A 15,692-nucleotide genomic window follows, 5' to 3' on the forward strand; every position below is an offset into this window, starting at 1 on the left:
CCTACTCCTTGCCGCGCAGAATCAGGCGCATCCACCACAGGCCGGTGGACAGCATGGCCAGGATGCCTGCCGCCACCCAGGCGCCGGCCCGGCTGAACCAGGCCTGGCCAAAGCCTTCCGGATCCAGCGCGTACAGGGCAGCGGCCAGCAGCACCGGCAATCCCAGCATGATGCGCGCCTGCAGACGAGCCTGAGCGGTCAGAGCCTGGATTTTCTCTTCCATGGCCAGGCGGTTTCGCAAGGTCTGCGACAGAATCCTGAGCATGCCGGCCATGCCGGCTCCTGTTCCCAGCCCCATGTGCAGCACGCTCAAAAACATGCCCAGCTCGGCCAGGGGCGCGCGCGCCAGCAGTTCCTCATAGCTGGCCTGCCGTCCCAGGCCCAGCCGCTGTTGACGCAAGAGCAGGCGCAGCTCCTGCCCCAGAGGCGGCGCGAGAGATTGCGCCAATTGCTGCAAAGCGGCCTGCAGAGCCAGGCCGGCTTGCAGCGCCAGGGCCAGGGACAGGACAAAATCCGGCAATTGCCGGCGCAGGCGCTGCAGGCGGCGGGCCCGCACGCCGCGCAGCAGCAGGATAGGCAGCACCAGCCCCGCAATGGCGCAAGCCGCCGCCAGCACGAGCGATTGCCACAACCACCAGACGAGCGCCAGAAGCACGGGCGGCAGCGCCACGCTGGCCGCTACCAGGTACTGGCTGCGTACGAAGACAAAATGAGACTGCAGGCTGTCCCTGGAACTGGCCTGCAGGTGCCGGCGATAGGACCGGGCCAGCCCGCTGGACAGGCGCAGCAGCAGGAGCGCCAGCAGGCACGCGCCCAGCAGCACAAGAATGAGCGCCACGGGCTTCATGGCCGCTCCCTCCGGAGCAAGCCCAGGCGCTCGGACACCAGGCCGCTGCCGCTGAAGCCGCCCTCGGGGCGATAGCTGTACAAGGTCTGCATCTGAATGCAGTGCCCTTCGATGCCGGTCACTTCAACGATCTCGCTGATCAGGCGGCGGCCGTCCGGCAAGCGGCACAGTTGAACCAGCACATGCAGGGCCCGGGCGATATGTTCGCGCACGACGTTCAGGGGCAGGTCCAGCCCCGCCATCAGGACCATGCCCTCCAGGCGGGACAAGGCGTCGCGGGGGCTGTTCGCATGCAAGGTTCCCATGGATCCTTCGTGACCGGTGTTCATGGCCGAGAGCATGTCGAAAGCCTCCGCCCCGCGGCACTCCCCCACCACGATCCGGTCCGGCCTCATGCGCAAGGCCTGGCGCAGCAGGCTGCGTATGTCCACCTGGCCCTGCCCCTCCGCATTGGCGGGGCGCGATTCCAACGCCACCCAGTTCGCATGCTGCAACTGCAGTTCCGCCGCATCTTCCAGCGTGACGATGCGCTCGCCGGGATCGATGCAGGTGCTGAGCACATTGAGCAAGGTCGTCTTGCCCGTACCGGTGCCGCCGGACACCAGCACATTGCAGCGCTGGTCCACGGCCTGGCGCAGGAAGGCAGCCATGTCGGCGGACAGACTGCCTGAGCGCAGCAGATCGTCCAGCGACAGGCGGCGTCCGGGAAACTTGCGTATGGTCACGCAAGTGCCTTTGACCGCGACCGGGGCCAGCACGGCATGGAAGCGGGAGCCGTCGGACAGCCGGCCGTCCACGGCCGGCGAGCTGACATCCAGGCGGCGCCCGATCGGCGCCAGGATGCGATCGATGACGGCCCTCAGGGCCGCTTCGCTGCTGAAGGAGGCCGGGTGCGGCTGAAGGCGCCCGCCCTGCTCCACGAAGACGCTGGCGTAATGATTGACCATGATCTCCGATACGCCGGGGTCGGCCAGCAAGGGTTCCAGAGGCCCCAGACCCACTGCTTCGGCGCACACCGCCGCCTGCAGGCCGGCCTGCTCGACGGGCGGCAAGGCGCATTGGGCCTGGATGAGCCGGCCTACGCACTCATAGGCCTCTTGATACAACTGCTGATCGCTGACCCTGGACAGGTCGCGGCGCTCCAGCTCCAGGGCATCGAGCAAGGCCTGATGCAGGCGCTGTTGTTCCTGCCTGAACATCGCGCTCTGCGGGGGCGGCGATGCAAGCGGTTCCGCCTGCTCGACGGGCTCGACTCCCCGCGTCCTGTCCGCTTCGGATGGCGCATGAAGCAAGCCCAGCACCCGCAGGGTAAAACCTCCCAGAGTCAGCACGTCGCCCTGGCGCAAGGGCCCGTCGTCGTAGACACGCCGCCCATTGAGCAGCACTCCGGTCAGGGAGCCATGGTCCTGCACGTACACGGCGCCCGCCCGGTCCAGAAGGCTGGCATGCTGGCGGGCGATACGCCAGGACGGCAGGACCAGGTCGCAGCCCGGATCCCGTCCCACCAGCGCGGGCAGGGCCAGAGAACAGCGGCGCGCAGCGTCGCGCTCGGAGCAGACTTCAAGGCTCAACACGGTAGACCTCGGCATCGGAATTGCGCCATTGGGATGCACTGCCGCGCCAGAACGAATCTGCCGCGGGCTCGGCGACGGGGCTGCGTACCGGCGTGTTCAGCCTGGGCGCATCGGGGAAGGCCTGTTCCAGCCACTGGGCCGAGTTCGCCTGACGCGAGAGCAGATCCGGATGATCCGCGGTCACCAGGGTGGGCGTGACGAACACCGCCAGCTCCGTCTCCTGGCGGGCGAAGCGCTCCGAACGGAACAGCGCCCCCAGGACGGGCAGGCTGGCCAGGCCCGGCAGCCGGTCGACGTGGCGGGATTCCTCGCGCGAAATGAAGCCGGCCAGCACCAGCGTCTGTCCGGAGCGCACATTGAACTCCGTCGAGGCGCGGCGGGTCTTGAGCGAGGGTCCCGCGGGCTGCGACAGGCTGGCATCCACCGAGCTGACTTCGACCTCGATGCGCGAACGCACCAGACCGCCGCGCTCCACCCGCGGCACGATGCGCAATGACACGCCGTAGGGCTTGAACGCCGTGTTGCTGTTGCCCTTGGCGTCCGTCACGGTATAAGGCAATTCGCCGCCGGCAAGGAACTCGGCCTGCGAGCCGCTGCGCGCCAGAAGCTGAGGCTGGGCCAGCACCACGGCCTGGCCCTCCTGAGCCATGGCCTGCACCCGGGCCGACATCAGCGCTCCCACTCCGAAGAAGGCCGCGCCATGCCGCGCCGGATAGGGCAAGGGCAGCACGGCTTCGCCGGGGCGCTCCAGGAACTGATGCGTGGCGGCGTCCCAGCCTCCCCCCATGCTCAATCCCCCTGGGAAGCGCCCTCCCATCGTACGCCCAGTTCGCGCAGACTGTTGCGGGGCACCTCGACCACCTGCACGTCCAGCAGCACCATGGGTTCCCAGCCGTCCTGCTGGGTGAAGTCCAGCAGCTGCGGGTGCTGCTGGCTGAGGGACTGGATGCGTTCCTTGTCCTGGTCGCTGAGCCCTTCGCCTTCCAGCACCAGCTTGCCGCCCAGTTCGCTGATACGCAATTGCGGAATGCGCGCCAACAGCTCCCGCAATTCGGACAGGGTCTGGCGATGGTTCTCGGGCGAGACCTGCACCTGGTACGAGCGGCTTTGGCCCGAACTGCGCCAGACCTGCACCGACGTGGCGCCCGCCTTGCGCGCGAACAAGATCAATTCGCGCGCATCCGTGGTGACCGCATGGACAATATCGCCGTCGCCCACCGCCACACGTTCGACCTGGCCGCCTGGCAGGACCAGCAATTCGCCCACCTGCAAAGCCAGATCCTGCGCGCAGAGCTGTGCGGGCATCCAGCCCAGCATGAACAGGCCCAGCCACCGGCAAAGACGCCTGGTCTCTTTCATGGCCGCCCCTTTGGCACGGGAAGGGCATCAGGCAAGTCCAGCCAGCCCAGCCTTTCCAACTCCGGCGACCCGTCATCGTGCGACGGCCGATTGCCGTACAGGACCTCCACGGGCTTGCCGGGAGCGCCATCCGGTGCGAGGCCCAGGATATCGGCCAGTTCGCCGCGCACGGCGGCTTGATGGGGCGTCTGGTCCTCGGGATGGCGCAGCAAGGCCGTGATGCGGCCGTGCTGGCGAGCCGCCAGCAGCTTCAGGGCCTCGTCCGGCCCCACGTCCAGGGTCAGCGTGTTGTAGTCCTGCGTTTCAGCGCCTGGGCCGCCCCCCATTCCCTGCGCCTTGTGGCCCGTGGCCAGCACGGCCACGGACTGCAGCAAAGGAGCGGTGACGCGCCGCTGGCGATCGTCGAAACTGACGTAGATGTCGATCAGGTCGCCGGGGCGGATCAGGCCGGAAACCGAACTGAGCGCATCGACCGGCACCGTCACGGCGCGCCTGCCCGACAGCAACTGTTCGGAGAAAGGCCCGGAGGGCGCCTGCACGTGCGCTCGGGTGATCAGATCCCCCGCCCGCAGAGCCTGGGTGAGCACCATGCCGTCCAGATCCTCGAAACGCGACGCGTCCAGGCTGTCGCTGGGCGCCAGTTCCGCCGGATAGGCGCGCGCGGCCAGATGCGCAACCTGCAACACCGTTCCAGCTTCCAGCGCGACGGCGGCGACTACGCGCTCGACATGCGGACGGACTGCGGCCTGACGCAGCGCCTGCTCCTGCTGATCAAGATACTCGCTCATGGACCCGGCCGCCATCAGGCCCGCCAGCAAAGCCGCTCCACCCAATCCGACGCTGGGATGGCGAACAACACGAAACAAGTCGGAAACAGTCATGGCGACTCCTGTGTACAGCCCCTGCAGATCACCAACAGATACATGAGGCGCCCATGCTCCACCTCGACGACTTCAAGCACGGACTGCTCCCGCCTCCAGACGCTCCCTGAGGCGGCCGGGCGCCAGCCCGCTTCGCCTAGACGGGTGCGCCAGCCATCCTGGACCTGGACCAGCCAGACCCGCCCTTCCCCTTGCTGTTCGTGTTGCCACAACACAGGCCCGGGGATGGGCGCTGGCGGCATTGGCTCCGGGCGGCCCGCCTCCGACATGCTCAAAGAACCTGACAAGTCCGGCCCGTGCAAGCCGTCCAGCCACAGCACGCAGCTTCTGTTCCCGTGCTGCGCGCTGAAGACCCATTGTTTGTGCAGGCGCAGGGCGCGGTGGAACGCACCGCAAGCCGATTCGAGCCGCTCCGACAAATCCTGTGCGGGCAAATCTGTCCGCATGTTCCAGGACCACAACACCCCTTGAGGCGTGCGACTGCCCTGGCCCCCGCTCCAGTTCACCGCCGGGTCGTTCAAAGGAGGCGGTACCGCCGCAGCCAAACAGAATCCAGACAAGAGCAGCAGACAAAATACAAGCCAGGATTTCACGGCGCCTCCAGTCGGCTCGAGAACCCCGCCAGGCCGGCCGCAGCATCTGCGCCACAATGCGCAGGCGCCTGCAGTGCCGCGTTGATGCGGCCTTGCTCGGCTTCGCCATCAGCAGCGTCGCCTGCGCACAAGCGCGTGCTCAGATCCGGTGCGACATCCTGCCAAGGGCCCAGCCAATCCAGGTCCGGGAGCGTCCGCCCCCAGGCCGAATCCAGCGGTGCGGCTGCCTGCATGCTTGCCTGCGCCGCCTGCAGGCTGGCCTGGGTGGCGCGCCCCCACGCACTGCGGCTGCCGGCAAGACGGGCCTTCGCACTTTGCGTATCGTCCGCCTGCCCCGCTCCCGCCAGCAGATGAGATTGCCGCACCAGCGTCAGCGCCGCCTGCACGCCGGGCATCCATGCCGGCCAGTCCATGCCCATGCTGGACTGGACCTGCCAGGCGCCGCTTCGCATGCCCAGCAACTCTATCCTCAAGGGCTCCGCCGCCTGGCCAGGCAATATGTTGAAGCGTCGGCTCACGAGGAACTCCTCCGGCAGCCCGTGGCCTTCGCTGATCGGCGCGCCTTGCGAGTCATGCGCGAACACCTGCGCATGGCTGAACTGTTGTAGCTGCTGCAGGCGATTCTGCTGGCTCATCAGCCAGCGCCCGCTCAGGATCAACAGGCACAACACCACTCCCAGAAGGCAGGCCTCCACAAGCACGGCTCCTTGCTGCCTGTTTGCGAAAAGGCGCCTGATCATGACTGCTCCCCGCCGACATATAGAACTCTGGCCTTGCAGCCGGCGCTTCTTTGCCGCGATGCCGGGGCGCTGCGCGCATTGCAGCGAGCCGGCCTTGCCTGGCCCCGCCTGCTACGGCGAGGCTTGCGTATAGTTGTTTGATCGGCGCCGCTCAGCCGCGCTTGCCAAAAAGGCAGAAACAAGCTGGACGAACCAGAGTCCTCGTCATGGGAACCGGGCGGTAGAGAAAAGAAGGTTTGAGCGCAAGAATGGGCATGAACGGCCTGCCCAAGATGGCCTTGACCGCGCATGCGCAAGCACAGCCCAAGGCGTGAGCCCGGTATGGCGATCGAATATCCCTCCGGCAAGCCCGCCTGCTTCCAATCCGTGACGTCGCGCCGGGCCCACGCCTTGGCCACGGCGTTATCGTCAGCCGAAAAAAGAGATGTATTGCCCTGTTCCAGGGCCCAACGCCAGAAGCTCTGCGCGGAAAAATCCGCGGGCGCCTGGATGCCGGACGTTTCCATGGACGTCTGCAAGGCCCAGGCCATGGCATATTCGCGAAAATAGCAGCCCAGCCAACGATTGGCTCGCACGGCATGCAAGGATTGCGTATCGCTGGAATGCCAGCGGCCATGGCCGTCCATGTCCGTACGCCCCAAGCGGCGCAAGCGATGCCGCCACAGCGGACAGCGAGGGTCCACGACCCAGAACGAGCTGGCAAGATGATCACGCGGTCCGAGAAAGCCGTACAAGGCCGTCAAGCGCATCAATGCCGGCCGCCACTGAGCCAGGCCGCTGCGCCGCTGCAGAAAACCGGGCCAGCCGTCCCCTTCCAGTTGCCAGGACCGATTCTGAGCCGGCCAATCCGGCAGGCTGCCGTCCAGGATGGCCTGAATGATGGCGGAGCGACGTTGAGGCAGCTCCTGGACCAGTTGGTCCTGCGCCTTGGCCAGCACCTGATGGATCAGCTGCTGGTGGCCCTCGAAGGCCTGCTCCAGGGAGCGTTGGCCATCGCCGGCTGAACGGGCGCCCAGGTAGGCGGACCCATGGCCCGGCCCGAACATCATGGCGATCAGATAGGCGGGCGGATTGCCGCGCCGCATCTGCCCGGACTGGGTTTGCGCCGCCCGGTCCCAGGTGGCCAGGGTCAGCAGGTGCGCCAAGGCAAGCTGATGCCCCAGCTGGGCGCGATTGATGTAGGCCAGCAGGTTCAGGGTGCGCGCCTGCTCGGTCGCCGCGCTGTAGGCGGCCGCATCCAGCACGAGCGACAAGCGCCCCTGCTGCTCGGCGATCTGGTTGACGTGAAAATACCCGAGCCATGCCACGGACAGAAGAGACAGGGACACCAGCCCCCAAGCCAGCGCCGCGCCCTGCTGAGCCCTGCGCGGTGGCGTCATTGCGCATTGCCCGTGAAGGACTTGAGCCCCTTGGAGCCGCCCTGCGCGGCGGCCGCGGCAGCAGCCGACTGAGCCTGGCGGGTCTGCTCCGACCCGTCCTCGCCGGCCAGCTCCTTGGCCATGGCCGCTGTCTGGTTGCGTATGACCTGCCCGAAGGATTGATACACCGCGATGGCGGCCACCGCCACCAAGGCCACGATGACCAGGTATTCGACCATGCCCTGGCCGCGCTGCTGCATGCTGGACTGCCTCATAGGAATCTCCCCAAAGTCAGTCCATAGTCTGCCCTTCCCGCCCGCCCCCTCCAATTCGCAAAAACCGAGCTGGCTGATAGTGTCTTAGTGCAGGCCAGGCGGCCGCCCCTGCTTCAATACCGCCCGTCCAGCACCAGCAAGATGCAGGCCCAGAGCATGTGAAACGCCAGCCACAATGCAGGCAGAATGACTGCCGGATGCATAGAAAAATCAGGTATCGGACACACAGCTGCCGTCTGGAACGCAGAGCATACAGCGTCGGGCTGCATGTTCGAGGAATGGTCAACTTGGTTTCAGCGGGCGACCCAGGCTCGGACAGTGGATCGTCATAGGCCGCCAATGCGGCAATCGCTGCGTCCGGAAGAAACACACGCGGCGATGACCATTGACTTCGGTGTAGCGACGGCCGCGTGCACCGGCATGGGTCAATAGCTCAAGTTCGCTCATTCGAGATCCCCCAATCGCTGCTTCATGCCTGAGCCGCCGCTGGGAACCTTATTCGCCGCGTCGCCCACCAGAACAGCAGCGCCAGCAGACTGACCGCTGCGCCCAGCAAACACACGCCCTGCCAGCCCGCATAGGCATAGGTCGCCGTCGTGCCGATTGCGCCCAGCCCGCTGCCGACCGCGTAGAACAGCATGTAGAGACCGACCAGCCGGCTATGGGACTCGGGCCGGGTGCGAAAAATCATGCTCTGGTTGGTGACGTGCAGCGCTTGCCCGCCCAGATCGAGCAGCACGATGCCGACCACCAGTGCGCCAAGCGAGCGTTCCATCAGCGACAGCGGCCACCAAGCCAACAGCAGCGCTACAAGCGCCGCCGCACTGGTGCGCTGGGCATATCCGCGGTCGGCCCATTGTCCGGCTCGAGCGGCGGCCAGCGCACCGACCACGCCGACCAGGCCAAAAGCACCGATGACGGTATGTGAGAAGCCATAGGGCGGCGCACTCAACGCAAGCACAAGTGCGCTCCAGAAGATATTGAACGCCGCGAACATCAGCAGCGCCAGCACACCTCGCACTTGCAACGCCTTTTCTTCCCGCAGCAGCGCCAGCATGGATGCGATCAGACGCGGATAGCTCATCGCATTCGGCATGGCGGCCAGAATTGGCAGCCGCTTCCAAAGCGGCAGCGCGAGCACCATCATCAGCGCAGCGGCGCAAAGATAAACGCCGCGCCAGCCGGCTAGGTCGCTGATGCTTCCGGCAAACACCCGAGCCAGCAAAAGCCCGATGAATACGCCGCTTTGCGCCGCTCCGACGACACGCCCTTGTTCATGGGCCGCGGCGGCACTGGCCGCATAGGCGATCAGCCCCTGCGTCATCGCCGTACCCAGCAAGCCGATGGCAAGCACTCCGGCCAGTAAGCCAGGTACTGACTGCGCCATGCCCACTGCTGCCAGCGCTGCCACCAGCGCCAGCAGCTGCATTGCCATCAGGCGGCGGCGATCCAGGCGATCGCCAAGCGGTACCAGCAGCAGCAAGGCCAGCGCACAACCGATCTGCGAGGCCGTGATGACGCCGCCGACCGCCGCATGGCCGATGTCAAAGTCCCGCGCCAGTGCGTCGAGCAAAGGTTGGGCGTAATAAACATTCGCCACGCTCAAGCCGCTGGCAACGGCGAACAACCATACCAAGCTGCGGGGCATGTCCGCAGCTTGTGCCGGCGCGCTGTTTCCGCCTGGCTGTGACGATGGTGCAAGAAAAGCCTTCATGATCCCATGCTCACCCAATCTAGTTTCAAAAGAAAACTAGTTGAATGCTAGGCCATGTGGTTTTAAAATGCAACCAGAAGATTTATCCCTGTCATTCAGCGAGGACATTCCATGCCGCGCCGCAAGCCCATCAGCGACGAACCTTGTCCTGTCGCCCGCTCCGTCGATCTGATCGGGGATCGATGGTCGCTTCTCATCGTGCGCGATGCCTTCGATGGCATGCGCCGTTTCGGCGATTTCCAACGAAGCCTGGGGGTGGCGCGAAACATCCTCTCCGACCGACTGCGCAAGCTGGTCGATGCGGGGGTTCTCAAAACACAAGACGCTTCGGATGGCACGGCTTATCAGGAGTACGTCCTGACCGCCAAGGGCGAGAGCCTGTTTCCCGTCGTGGTGGCTCTGCGCCAATGGGGCGAGCGGCACCTGTTCGAGCGCGGCGAGCGCCATTCGGTGCTGATCGACAAGCGCACGGGCAATCCGGTTCTTCATATGGAACCGCAAGCTAAGGATGGCTCTGCGCTGCCGCCCGCCGTCACCGAGGTGCGGAAAGTGATATGAGGCGGTACACGAAGGACTGCGCCAACCCACCTTGAAGGCGCAGCGCGATCCTTCGGCGACATCGAATGCCAAGTTTCATCGCGTCTTAGCTCCCTGCCGCTGGAAAGCCGTGCTGTCTCGCGGCCCATACCACGACGAACGTGACCATCAACAGCACCAGCAGCGCAGGGGAGAACGCAGCGACGCCCAAGTAATCCAGCAGTACGCCGCCGATGATGCCGCCGCCCGCGATAGCCATGTTCCAGGCCGTGACCAGCATCGACTGCGCCACATCGGCCGCATCCCCGGCCGTCTTGGCGATGGCGGTCTGAAACAGCGTCGCCGCGCCGCCAAAAGCCAGTCCCCAGGCGGCTACCGCCGCATAGACCGCCGCAGGCACGTCGCCCGCCGCGCCGAGCGCCAGCGCCGACAGGCCGAACAAGGCCGTGCTGGCAAGCGTCAGCCCACGCAGATGGCGATCGATCAGCACGCCGATGATCCAGATACCCATCAGCGAGGTAGCGCCGAAGACCAGCAATACCAAATCCGTCCGTTCAACCATGCCCGCCGCCGCCAGGAACGGCGTGATGTAGGTATAAAGAATGTTGTGTGCCAACACGAAGACCAGCACCACGAACAACACCGGACGCACACCAGCCACGGTAAAGATATGCCCCAGCGACCGCCGCTTGCCCGCTGACTGTCCAGCAAAGTCCGGAACCTTGACGCGCACCCACACCATGAGCAGCAGCGCGAGCCCGCTCATGATGCCGAAGCACATCCGCCAGCCGACCAGCTTGCCAAGGAACGTGCCCGCCGGCACGCCCAGCGACAGCGCCAGCGGCGTGCCGACCATCGCAATGGCGATGGCCCGGCCCTTCTGGTGAGCGGACACCATCCGCGCGGCGTAGCCGGCCAGCAGCGCCCACAGCAGACCGGCCGACACGCCCGCGAGGAAACGCGCCATCATCGTCAGGCCATAGCTGCTGGAAAACGTGGTCACGGTATTGGCAAGGACGAAACCCGCAATAGCCGCAAGCAATAGCGGGCGACGGCGCACCCCCTGCGTGGCGGCAGTCATCGGGATCGCAGCCGCCAGCGATCCAATGGCGTAGACCGTAACGAGCTGCCCGGCCAGTGCCTCGGAAACCTCCAGCCCCGCGCTGATCTGCGGCAGCAGGCCCGCTGGCAGGGCTTCAGTCAGGATCGTGACGAAGCCGGCAAGCGCCAGGGCCAGAAGCGAAGCAATGGGAAGGCGCGCCGACTTTGTGCCGGTTCCGAGTGTCGTTGTTGTCGAAATTTCCATGTATCTGCCTTTTCAGGTGCCGATGGCGAGCACATATGGCACGGAATCGGCACGAATTGAACGTAGGAAGTCATGGTGCGCTTATCCTCTATATAAGACAATAATGCTAATGTTCTGAACATATAAGACAAATTTTCTTTAATTGGTGACACCATGGAATCCCTCAGCGGCATCGCGTTCTTTGTGCAGGCGGCGGAGACACGCAGCTTCTCCGAGGCTGGGCGCAACCTTGGCGTATCGTCATCAGCCGTGGGTAAAAGCGTGTCTCGACTGGAAGAACGGCTAGGCGTGCGTCTGTTCCACCGAAGCACGCGCAGCATCACGCTGACCGCCGAGGGTGCACTGTTCCTTGAGCGCTGCCGACGCATCCTGTGCGAAGTCGAGGCGGCCGAGCTGGAACTGTCCGAAACCCTGCAGGCCCCACGGGGCCGGCTGCGCATCAGCCTGCCCCTGGTCGGGATGCTGGTCATGCCCGCGTTGACCGCCTTCATGCACCGCTATCCGGCCATCGAACTGGACGTGGATATCTCGGATCGCCTGGTAGACGTGATAGAAGAAGGTTTTGATGTGGTGATGCGCACCGGAGAACCGAGCGATTCACGCCTCATGTCGCGCCCGCTCGGCAACTACCGGCTGCAACTGGTCGCCTCGCCGGACTACTTGGCCAGGCGAGGGATGCCCGAGGTTCCCGCCGACCTGGCGCAGCACGCTTGTCTGCAGCACAAGTTTCCCAGCACGGGCAAGTTCGAGCCGTGGCCATTGAAGCGCGACGAAAAGGTGCCCGCATGGACGCTGCCCGCCACAATGGCGTGCAACACATCGGCGGCTTTGATGGATGTGGCCATGGCGGGCCTGGGCATCGCCTGTCTGCCGGATTTCATGGTGCGGCAGGCCATAATGCGGGGCGAGCTGGTCACGGTGCTGGATGCGTACATTGAGCATCAGGGCACCTTCCGGCTGCTGTGGCCGTCGAGCAAACACCTGGCTCCGAAGCTGCGCGTATTCATCGACTTCATGGTCGACGCATTTTCCGCAGGGAATAACATGGCGCGGGAAGAAATACGGAACTGACGAAGCGCTATGACGCCTTCTTCTTCCGGCTTTCGTACACATGCGCCGTTGACGCATCCATAGTGCCTGGGCGCTCGCCATTGCCGCTTTGCTTCTGCTCGTCAGGCTGCCTGCACGCCAGGCCGAGCACAGATCATTTGCATAGGCCAAGGCCGATGGAAAAGCGCTTGCACCATTCCTGCATGGTGAGCGCTCATCCTCATCGATCCAGGATAGGAGTGACCTTGTAGGCGCAACGTCGTGCCCGTTTGAGAATGTGTTCGACGCGTTCCACACGCGCCTGCGGAACTTGCTCAAACACCGCCAACTCTGCTCGGCAGAAGCCTTGGCATGCGGTGGCCGCCGCGCAACGCGGGTTTTCAGATCAGGTGCGTCGCTCAGCTCACGCAAGTACCACTCCCGGCTTTTCTGCTCGCGCATGTCGATCAGGCGGTCGATAGCCTGCTCGCCGAAAGCCTGACGCACCGTATCAAGCAACTGGATGGTCGACTCGAAGAGTCGGGCTGGCGCCGTCATAAAAAAAACCGCCTGCAACCATATGGCAGGCGGGTTCTTCCCCAATGAATGGAATGAAGGAGCTCCGACCGTCCGGCCGGAGTTCCCTCGTCACGATACAAGCATGCTTTTGTCGCAGCTCCGCTTCGCCACAAACGGCGAAACCTGCGCGAGGACTGGCGATCAGACCAGGCGCACGCCTATGCTGCCCACCCCTTCAATGGCGCCATGCATGACATCGCCGCGCTCGACCGCGCCGACGCCTGCGGGCGTGCCTGTGAAGATGATGTCGCCGGGCTGCAACTCGAACAGGCCCGACAGATAGGCGATGGACTCGGCCACATTCCAGATCAGTTGCGAAAGGTCTCCGCTCTGGCGGCGCTCGCCGTTGACGTCCAGAGTGATGGCGCCGGCGGTCAGTTCGCCGACGCGACTGCGCGGCACCAGTGGGCCGGTGGGCGCCGAGTGGTCGAAGGCCTTGCCGACTTCCCAAGGGCGGCCGGCTTTCTTGGCCTGGGCCTGCAGATCGCGACGGGTCATGTCCAGACCTACCGCGTATCCCCACACGCATTCCGCGGCCTGCTGCACCGACAGATCACGCCCGCCCTTGGACAGCGCCACGACGAGCTCGATCTCGTGGTGCAGGTCCTGGGTGCGGGAAGGATACGGCATGTCGCAGACCTGGCCCGGCTGCACGTTCAGGATGGCGTCGGCCGGCTTGCAGAAGAAGAAAGGATCTTCGCGGCCGGTGAAGCCCATTTCCTGGGCATGCTCCACGTAGTTGCGGCCTACGCAGTAGATGCGGCGCACGGGAAAGAGCTGGTCGCTGTCCTGGACGTTCAGCGCCGCGAGGGGTGGCGTGGGGATGACGGTATTCATTTGGATTGGCTGTCTGTGAAGCGTTTGGCGCCGTCGATGATCTCTTTCTTGGCGGCTTCCACGCCGTCCCAGCCCTTGACCTTGACCCACTTGCCCTTCTCGATGTCCTTGTAGTGCTCGAAGAAGTGCTTGATGCGCTCGAGCTCTTCAGGCTGCAGGTCGTCGGGGGACTGGATATGGCGGTACAGGGGATACAGCTTGTCCGTGGGCACGGCCAGCAGCTTGGCGTCGCCGCCCGCTTCGTCGTCCATGTTCAGCACGCCGATGGCGCGGCAGGCGATCACGGCGCCGATCTGGATGGGAAACGGCGCGATGACCAGCACGTCCACTGGATCGCCGTCTTCGGAGATGGTCTGGGGGATGTAACCGTAGTTGCAGGGATAGTGCATCGCGGTCAGCATGAAGCGGTCCACGAAAATAGCGCCAGTCTCGTCGACTTCGTACTTCACGGGGTCGGAGTTCATGGGAATTTCAACGATGACATTGAACTCGTCGGGCAGTTTCTTGCCGGCTGGCACGCGGTCTAGGCTCATTCTTGCAAACCTTAAAAAAGATGGTGAGGGTTAATCGTTGGAGCGTCGGGGACGGTCCGAAGTCTGGGAAAGATCGACGCCGGGGATGGGCGCCGTATCGAAATAATCATCCAGGTCCGACGAGGATGTGAGCGCGTCCTGGCTGGGCGTGGGGGCCGGTTTGATGGGCTCCACCACGGGCAGAGGACGACCGCTGTCGGGCAGGTCGACCGCCACGGCGCTGGCGCCGTAGGGCGGGTCCTGGGCTTGCTGGTCCGAGGGCAGGCTGTCGCCGTCGATGTGCGCGGGATCCATGCGGGTGTCGGCCGCCGGCAAGGCGCCGGCCACCGTCAGCACCGGCAGCGTGCCGGCCATGGAGGCGGCCTTGCGCCAATAAGCCACCGCTTCGTCCCGGCGTCCCAGGCTGTCGTACAGATTGCCCAGCAGCGCGTGGTTGCGCAGGTCGCCCTGGATCTTCAGGCTGCGCAGCAGGTAATGCTCCCCCTGCCCCCAGAGCTGGCTGGTCAGGCACAGATGGCCCAGCGTGGACAGCAGGACGGGATTGTTGGGCTGGCTGCGCAGCCATTCCTCCGCCTTGGCCAGGCGGCGGCCGACCTGCTCGGCGGGGCATCGCGCGTAGGCTTCCAGCAGGCGAGCGTCGAAACTGGCGGCAATGGCCGGCTCCAGGATGCGGCCCGCGTCTTCGTAGTTGCCTTCGCGCTCCTGGATCAGGGCGGCTTCCAGGGCCACGCCCGGCAGCAGCTTTTCGTCGGCTTTCAGGTCCGACCACAGTGTCTTGAACTGCTCGCTGCCGCCGGCACGCAGCCGGGCTGCCGCCGCGAACTCGATATGTCCCAATGCTTCCTGGCGTTCGATGCCGCTGCGGCGCATGAGCAGGCGGGTCAGCTCGTAGACACGTTCGGCGTCGCCTTGCTGCCTGTAGGCGCGCAGCAGCAGCCGGGTGGCGTGCAGGTGACGCGAACTGGCGTCCTGCAGGGGCTGCAGCAGGGCTATGGCCTGCTGGGCGCGATTCTGGTCCAGATACATTTCGGCGGAGGCGACGGCGCTGGCCTCCTTCAGGCGCGTGTCTTCGCCGGCGGCGGCGCGAGCCGCCGCCAGGGCTTCATCACGCTGGGTCATGTCGCCCTGGTAATGCGCGGCGCGGGCCGCGGCCAGGCCGGCGACGACCTTGCTGCTCTGCGAGCGGGTCTTGCTCATGAGCTTCATCATGTCTTTCTCGGCCTGGTCGTAGCGCCCTTCCAGGATGCTGATCCAGCCCGCTTCCAGCAAGGTCTGGTCGCGCTTCTGGGCGCGCCGGCCGCGCCACAGCCGGAATCGCTCCGGACCGCCGCTGACCCAGGCCAGCAACCGCAGCAAAATGTACAGGGCCACGAACAGGGCCAGCAGGGACAAGACGACGAAAGTCAGGGAGGAGCGCACCAGATGATGCGGCGTGGCCAGATAGACATTGCCGGCGTGTTCACGCAGCACCAAGGCAAGCGCCACGGCGGCAATGAACAGAATGAGAGTCCAGAACCAAGTACGCATCGC

13 protein-coding genes and 1 pseudogene are annotated in these 15,692 nt (G+C 65.2%); 2 read left to right on the forward strand and 12 right to left on the reverse strand.

What is annotated here, in order from left to right; all coding sequences use genetic code 11:
* Window position 1: 1 nt before the first annotated feature.
* From ACF3ND_RS10170 to ACF3ND_RS10205, 8 genes and pseudogenes are all read right to left on the reverse strand, one after another.
* Window positions 2-847 carry a type II secretion system F family protein gene (locus ACF3ND_RS10170; RefSeq protein ID WP_394060067.1) on the reverse strand — a complete coding sequence of 282 codons (846 nt, stop codon included), beginning with the start codon at window positions 845-847 and terminating at the stop codon, window positions 2-4.
* Complete coding sequence (locus ACF3ND_RS10175) at window positions 844-2,421, reverse strand: ATPase, T2SS/T4P/T4SS family (RefSeq protein WP_394060069.1); 1,578 nt, start codon at window positions 2,419-2,421, stop codon at window positions 844-846. Before ACF3ND_RS10175 ends, ACF3ND_RS10170 begins: the two co-directional genes overlap by 4 nt.
* Window positions 2,408-3,738: pseudogene (locus ACF3ND_RS10180) on the reverse strand (type II and III secretion system protein family protein). The gene ACF3ND_RS10175 and the pseudogene ACF3ND_RS10180 overlap by 14 nt, the downstream one beginning before the upstream one ends.
* A 38-nt stretch (window positions 3,739-3,776) precedes the next feature.
* Window positions 3,777-4,661, reverse strand: coding sequence for a Flp pilus assembly protein CpaB (gene cpaB / locus ACF3ND_RS10185; RefSeq protein ID WP_394060071.1), 885 nt, complete (start codon window positions 4,659-4,661; stop codon window positions 3,777-3,779).
* A gap of 589 nt (window positions 4,662-5,250) precedes the next feature.
* Complete coding sequence (locus ACF3ND_RS10190) at window positions 5,251-5,949, reverse strand: pilus assembly protein TadE (RefSeq protein ID WP_394060073.1); 699 nt, start codon at window positions 5,947-5,949, stop codon at window positions 5,251-5,253.
* 41 nt (window positions 5,950-5,990) lie between these two features.
* A complete protein-coding gene (locus tag ACF3ND_RS10195; RefSeq protein ID WP_394060075.1) occupies window positions 5,991-7,373 on the reverse strand; it encodes a hypothetical protein in 1,383 nt (460 codons plus the stop codon).
* Window positions 7,370-7,627 (reverse strand): hypothetical protein, encoded by a 258-nt coding sequence (locus ACF3ND_RS10200; protein WP_394060077.1) that lies wholly within the window; start codon window positions 7,625-7,627, stop codon window positions 7,370-7,372. Before ACF3ND_RS10200 ends, ACF3ND_RS10195 begins: the two co-directional genes overlap by 4 nt.
* 469 nt (window positions 7,628-8,096) lie before the next feature.
* A complete protein-coding gene (locus ACF3ND_RS10205; RefSeq protein ID WP_394065818.1) occupies window positions 8,097-9,275 on the reverse strand; it encodes an MFS transporter in 1,179 nt (392 codons plus the stop codon).
* 177 nt (window positions 9,276-9,452) lie between these two features.
* On the opposite strand from ACF3ND_RS10205, the gene ACF3ND_RS10210 reads away from it, so the two are divergent.
* Complete coding sequence (locus ACF3ND_RS10210) at window positions 9,453-9,899, forward strand: winged helix-turn-helix transcriptional regulator (RefSeq protein WP_394060079.1); 447 nt, start codon at window positions 9,453-9,455, stop codon at window positions 9,897-9,899.
* 85 nt (window positions 9,900-9,984) lie between these two features.
* Here ACF3ND_RS10210 and ACF3ND_RS10215 read toward each other — a convergent pair whose 3' ends face one another.
* Window positions 9,985-11,184 carry an MFS transporter gene (locus tag ACF3ND_RS10215; RefSeq protein WP_394060081.1) on the reverse strand — a complete coding sequence of 400 codons (1,200 nt, stop codon included), beginning with the start codon at window positions 11,182-11,184 and terminating at the stop codon, window positions 9,985-9,987.
* Between the two features lie 153 nt (window positions 11,185-11,337).
* Here ACF3ND_RS10215 and ACF3ND_RS10220 point away from each other — a divergent pair, with 153 nt between their 5' ends.
* Window positions 11,338-12,255: a LysR family transcriptional regulator gene (locus tag ACF3ND_RS10220; RefSeq protein WP_394060083.1), complete on the forward strand. Its 918-nt coding sequence runs from the start codon at window positions 11,338-11,340 to the stop codon at window positions 12,253-12,255.
* Window positions 12,256-12,933: 678 nt separating this feature from the next.
* Here the strand turns inward: ACF3ND_RS10220 and ACF3ND_RS10225 are convergent.
* The 3 genes from ACF3ND_RS10225 to ACF3ND_RS10235 are packed head-to-tail and all read right to left on the reverse strand — an operon-like array spanning window position 12,934 to window position 15,689.
* Window positions 12,934-13,629: a fumarylacetoacetate hydrolase family protein gene (locus ACF3ND_RS10225; RefSeq protein WP_394060084.1), complete on the reverse strand. Its 696-nt coding sequence runs from the start codon at window positions 13,627-13,629 to the stop codon at window positions 12,934-12,936.
* Entirely contained in the window at window positions 13,626-14,162 is a 537-nt protein-coding gene (gene ppa, locus ACF3ND_RS10230) for an inorganic diphosphatase (protein ID WP_394060086.1), read from the reverse strand. The genes ACF3ND_RS10225 and ppa overlap by 4 nt, the downstream gene beginning before the upstream one ends.
* Window positions 14,163-14,192: 30 nt before the next feature.
* On the reverse strand, window positions 14,193-15,689 hold the full coding sequence (locus tag ACF3ND_RS10235; protein WP_394060088.1) for a heme biosynthesis HemY N-terminal domain-containing protein: 1,497 nt from the start codon (window positions 15,687-15,689) through the stop codon (window positions 14,193-14,195).
* Window positions 15,690-15,692: the final 3 nt, after the last annotated feature.

The organism is Alcaligenes sp. WGS1538 (assembly GCF_043187505.1).
Classification (GTDB): domain Bacteria; phylum Pseudomonadota; class Gammaproteobacteria; order Burkholderiales; family Burkholderiaceae_B; genus Alcaligenes.